The organism is Brevibacillus invocatus, assembly GCF_003710915.1.
Lineage (GTDB): Bacteria > Bacillota > Bacilli > Brevibacillales > Brevibacillaceae > Brevibacillus > Brevibacillus invocatus.
Genome location: NZ_RHHR01000016.1, coordinates 1 through 4804, shown reverse-complemented (window position 1 = coordinate 4804; position 4804 = coordinate 1). Strand labels below are relative to the sequence as shown.

General features: G+C 37.3%; 4 protein-coding genes and 2 pseudogenes. 3 read left to right on the top strand and 3 right to left on the bottom strand.

Translation table 11 applies throughout. The annotated features are described in order from the left end of the window. Positions 1-326 (bottom strand): annotated as a pseudogene (locus tag EDM52_RS12275) (IS5/IS1182 family transposase); the annotation flags it as partial. Between the two features lies 1 nt (position 327). Here EDM52_RS12275 and EDM52_RS12270 point away from each other — a divergent pair. Further along, positions 328-552, top strand: a pseudogene (locus EDM52_RS12270) (transposase); the annotation flags it as partial. 375 nt (positions 553-927) lie between these two features. Here EDM52_RS12270 and EDM52_RS12265 read toward each other — a convergent pair. Continuing rightward, positions 928-1416: a hypothetical protein gene (locus EDM52_RS12265; RefSeq protein ID WP_245996838.1), complete on the bottom strand. Its 489-nt coding sequence runs from the start codon at positions 1414-1416 to the stop codon at positions 928-930. An 89-nt stretch (positions 1417-1505) separates the two neighbouring features. After that, positions 1506-2159: a hypothetical protein gene (locus EDM52_RS12260; RefSeq protein WP_122909283.1), complete on the bottom strand. Its 654-nt coding sequence runs from the start codon at positions 2157-2159 to the stop codon at positions 1506-1508. 823 nt (positions 2160-2982) lie between these two features. Here EDM52_RS12260 and EDM52_RS12250 point away from each other — a divergent pair. Together EDM52_RS12250 and EDM52_RS12245 are read left to right on the top strand one after the other, a co-directional pair. After that, the gene (locus EDM52_RS12250) at positions 2983-3312 is read left to right on the top strand and encodes a hypothetical protein (RefSeq protein WP_122909282.1); all 330 of its coding nucleotides are present in this window, start codon (positions 2983-2985) and stop codon (positions 3310-3312) included. A gap of 182 nt (positions 3313-3494) precedes the next feature. Beyond that, a complete protein-coding gene (locus EDM52_RS12245; protein ID WP_122909281.1) occupies positions 3495-4184 on the top strand; it encodes a DUF3153 domain-containing protein in 690 nt (229 codons plus the stop codon). The last annotated feature ends 620 nt before the right edge of the window (positions 4185-4804 follow it).

Here is a 4804-nt window from a genome sequence, read left to right as displayed (position 1 = left end):
TAACCGTACCAAAACACGTTTTTCCCTTCACTATTTTTCTTGATTCCCCAGTCAGGCTGTAAAGGGACATGGGTTAAGAGCTCTTCCAATGGGGCATCCAGTTGGGCTGCAATAGATTTCTCGTATAAGGACTTTTGTGCTTCTTCTTCTTGCTTTTTCTTGTCGTATATTTCTTTTTCTGCTTTCGTTTTACGTCCGCGTTTCTTCGGTTCCGGCTTTGGCTTTTTTTCCTTTGCTACTCCACGGTCACGAGATTCAAAATGGGTCGCATCGAAAGCAACCGCTTCATCATCAACGAATCCTTCTTGAATCGCTTGGAGCAATAACGTGATTTATACCACAAACATTGTGGAAGCTTATCATCGTCAATTAAGAAAAATAACGAAAACAAAAACCGCATACCCTACGGACGATGCCTTGCGGAAAATTATATATTTAGCTACGATGGACATTACTAAAAAATGGACGATTCCTGTACGTGACTGGGCTCAATGCATTTCTCAGTTTGCCATTCTATTTCATGATCGATTGTCCATAGATATAGCCATGTGATGATGGGGGCTCTGCCCCCAAACCCCCGGAGTTTATCGCTCTTGTTCTTCTGAGGAATAAAAAAAGAGACCGGGATTATACTCCCAGTCCCTCTCCTCAGCAGAACCCTACCAACCGCTCAGGTTGCTCTCCAGCATTGCCTTATCTTGTTGGTAGGTAAGATAAATATAGTATTTCCTCGCTTTATGGAAAAATCCATTTACACAAAGAAATTTACATTCCCGCTTCCTTGTCTTATAATGGACATTGGGAGTCACCTCCAGTTCTCATAAGTTTTGGTCGTACTTAACTTATTAGAGATTTGGGGAGGTACTCCTTTTTCTATGCTCAAAAAACCTTGAGCCCGTAGGGCTCAGATTTATGAAATTGATTCAATTATTTTGATTTTAGAGATACTACCCGAAAATATAGATTTCTCATCTCATCTTCTTGTATCTCGGGGTCTAATTCTTTAAACCACCCTTCTTTCAAATCATCAGCTTTACGTATCACTGGTCGCCATAAAGTTAACCCTAATTCAGGAAAATGATACGTAAATCCTAAGTCCCATTGTTCCCGATCATATTTCGATATCTTATCAATTTCTTCAACTAATTCTTCTGCTTTAGTTTTAAATACATTAATTTCATTAAACAAACAGTCAAAATCAGATGATCCGATAGCATCAATCTCTATAAAATTGACACTATCAGAGGAATCATAGCTCAGTTTATATAATTTTTCGATATAAAAACTATTATTGTATTTATTTAATAAATTTCGGGAACAATTCCGAATACATTCTTCAACCTCGTTTTTACTCATACCAAGTTTTACCGGTCCGATTCCTATTCCTGGTTCGATATATAGTTTTTCCATACTCATCCCTCTGATAAAGAAAGTTTTTAAACAAATTTAAAAGTCAAAAAGCCCTCCCGAGTAACAGGAGGCACTTATTGTCATATCCTTTATGCTTACCTAACCCCAAAATATATTTCGTACAGATACAGTGCTTCTATTAATTGGTCATAATATTTAACTTGTAAATTTCTAAATCGCCCTTCATAATCATAGAGTTTTTGGAAATCATTAACTTCCATTTGAAGTAGGCTTGTATAATCCTTAGCCAGCAAATACTCAAGTTCTTTTGCTCTGTATTGATCTGCGCTAGTTCCGGGACCCCAGTTTGGAGTTTCTCTATGATCCTCATATAACATTCTTATTGCTGGAGCATTATCTGAAATAAACCCAGCATTATATAGCGAACTCGCTGAAACTAAATGATGTCTTTCTCCACCTAATGGTTTCATCACCTTATAAATGTCTGCATCAAAATAGTACCTATAGGGCGTCTTTTCTCCAATGTTATTTCGCGGATAATTCAAATTACCTTCTACTACAACTAATTCATATTCAAAGCGATCCTCTACAGCATCGCCCAGGGGTTTATACCATTTAAAAAATTCTCCTGATCCTTTAAGGTTTGCATATACCGTTGTGGAGTCTGCTTTTACCCAGTCTCTCCCTCTGGCGTTATATTTTGTTAATTTCCCAGACACTTTAGAAACATAACTATTAAGATTCGTTACACTCAAGCGAATATAATCGTTAGTGGCAATACAAGTCATTAACCACATACCATCTATGGCATTCGTACTTACCGATCTTTTAACGGTAATCGATTGATCGTATTGTCTAATTGATGGCTCTGGTTTTTCTAAGTTGTATTTTTCTGCTATTTCTTGTTCGATTTCTTCAGTTATGCCTTTTTCGATTAAGTATTGCGACTGATCATTTGAGCTTTTGAAGTTATATAACTTAGCTAACTCCCCGTATGTTTGGTCCTCATTTTTCTAGTAACTCTCGAATCCGTTATCTATTATGTATGCTTTAACGTCAGGATAATTATCAATTTCATCACTGTTAATCTCTTCAATGATAAATTGTGTCTCTTCTTGAGTTAATTGTTTCTCCTCTGCAAACGAATGCGTAGGGAATAAGCTCGAAATACATAAAACTGATAGTAACATTAATGATAGTATTTTTTTAAGCTAAGTTGCAAATGGATTTATGTGAATGTCCTCCTTTTTTAGGTAATATTTGTAAACAATTTCATTTTACACCTGAATTTTTGCAAATACAATCATTATTTTCCATATTGTTGAAATTCGATAACTACAAATACTTATTCTATTATCTTCTGTTAATCGCTTTTTCTTACAAATTGAAGCTTACTTGCAAAGTAAGTATTAGCAACTGCTTCAAAATCAGACTATGCAATCACCGTTACCTGGTGGAAACCAGTCAAAGGCGAGCTCGGCGCCACCTGCAGCATGTGGGGCGTAGTGAAATGGATTGACCAACAGGGGCGACGTATCAATTTGGTTAATGACGAGGAAACACAGTGGATCGGAATGGACAGTATAATCTTAGTGAGAGGATGATTCAGCAATGGAAACCGTCGCAGCCGAGGCAAAGTTCGGATATGTTTCAAATGAAATTAAACACCGTCTACTTGAAACGATTAGGTCTGTTCAAGATGATATCAATGAACGCATTTGCTGGAAAGATGATGATTCAGGAATTGGGTATTGTGTTTCAATGAACGAGGGAACTGTACTCTGTGTCTCAGTCAGTGAGCCTGGATATATGCCTAATGCAAGCGTACTGCCTTTTCTTGAGAATGAGCTAGGCGAGCCATCAACCCTTTACGCTTCACCAAGCTCGCTTAATCCTGAAGTATTAATTTTTTATATGATGTGGAAGAGAATCATACATTGATAGAAAGCCCGTCTCAATTAAGAGGCGGGTTTTACAATATCCCCACATCTATCGGACAATTCAGCATTTAGACGGGTGAAACTTTTAGCAAAAAATATCTAAAATTGACATTTATGATTAATTAAATTCCTGAAGGTAAAACTAGTTCTTGAGAAACTAACTCCATCTGAGGTGAATGGGTTTTGAAAAAGTATCTTGGCATAGTACTGCTGTTTGTATTCCTAGTTACAGGATGTGTTAAGGGAGATTTTCGTATCACAATGAACGAAGATGGATCGGCTGATTTGGATTATAAAATGGCACTAAATGCTGCTATGATTTCCCAAAATTCCAATCCACTGGAGGGATTAAAGAAGGATTTACTGAAAGAAGGATTTCAGGTATCTACCTATAAAGATGGTAATTACTTTGGAGTTAGAGGTATAAAACATGTTGATCAACTAGAAGAAATCAAAACTGAGAATACGTTTGCCCTCTTGGATAAGCAGAGGAACAAGGCCGAAATTACAGTGAAACATGGACTGTTTTATGATACTTATACTTTAAATGCAGGGTATGATTTAAGGACTTTAAGCAGTAAAAAAAGTAATGGTGTCGCTGAAGCGGTGGGAAGCATGTTGTATGATCAAGTTGACTTAAAGTTTAGTCTAACTCTTCCTATGAACGCAGAGTCAAATAATGCAAGTAGGATACTAAGTGAGGAAAATTTTAAGACATACCAATGGGATTTGCTCCCTGGACAGAATAACGAAATAACACTTACGACCAAGGTATTAAACGTCAACAACATATTGTATTCAATTCTAGTTTTAGCAGTATTAATGATAGTGGCATATTATTTTATGCGAAAGAGAAGTTTAAAAACTGTCTAATTATAGAACAAAGCCCTTCTCAATCGAGAGGGGATTTTTACTTGCAAAAATTGCAAACCGCCAGAGCGGAAAGGTACGGAAGTTGAAGGGATGCAAAACATCAAAGATGCGGGTCGAATTCTGGGTCCATGCGATTTAGGAAACAACCCAAGTAATCCAGAGAGATACAGTAAAAAGATGTTCTTCATTTTGATGTGACCCAACCAAAAGTACCAGATGTATAAAGGTACATCATGTATGATGGAACTTTTGATCCACTTGAGGATAATGGTTTATTTGGTTTTATAGTTACACAGAAGAATGTACGGTGATCCGTGGAAAGAGCAGAGGTTTGCATGGGATTAGTCCTTAACCGAGCAACATAACGGTTTAACCCCTCAAAATTTGAGTCTTTCTCCCTTATTCTCGCATTTTCATATGATTCTTCTCTTCTTCAACCACCTGTGAGTGTAGGAAGGGAAAAATCTAGCGTCAAGGAGTACACTTGACCCCAGACTTTTCCCTTCCTGCTTGACCGCTAGGTTGAAGAAAGGATAGCTGTGCAATCCATTGCCACACTATACTTTCACGACAAATGGTTTTATGCGTTGCAGTGAAAAAGCTTCACCAAATTCTACGGG